This is a genomic window from Streptomyces sp. SID3212 (assembly GCF_009865405.1).
Classification (GTDB): Bacteria; Actinomycetota; Actinomycetes; order Streptomycetales; family Streptomycetaceae; genus Streptomyces.
On the sequence record NZ_WWJY01000638.1, the window covers coordinates 1 to 428 of the forward strand.

Sequence of the window (428 nt, forward strand, 5' to 3'; positions counted from 1 at the left end):
AGGCCGCGCTCTCCACGGCCCGTACGGCGGTGGACACCGCACGGGCGGCCCAGGACCGGGGCCTGCCGGAGACCGAACGTACCGTGGCCGAGGAGCGGCGCAGGGCCAGGGTGGTGTCGAGCCGGGCGCGGTTCCTCGACCCCGACGCGGGCCGGCCGAACGACGGTCCGCGACCGACCCCGGCCATTCCGACCACCCCCGTCATTCCGATCATCCCGGTCAGCTCGACCACCCCCGTCAGCGCGACCACCTCCGTCAGCCCGGCCACCCCCGTCAGCGCGACCGTCCCCGCCACCCCTGCCGGCCGGACCGCCCCGGTCCGCCCCGCCACCCCGCTCCGCCCCGCCCACCAGGACGAGACGGACGAGCTCCTCCTCTTCGCGCCGCCCGCCGGCGCGCCCCTCGCCACGTCCACCGGCCCCGCTCCC

At 78.5% G+C, this 428-nt stretch carries 1 pseudogene; it reads left to right on the top strand.

The features are described 5' to 3' along the window. A pseudogene (locus GT042_RS18945) lies at positions 1-428 on the top strand (hypothetical protein); the annotation flags it as partial.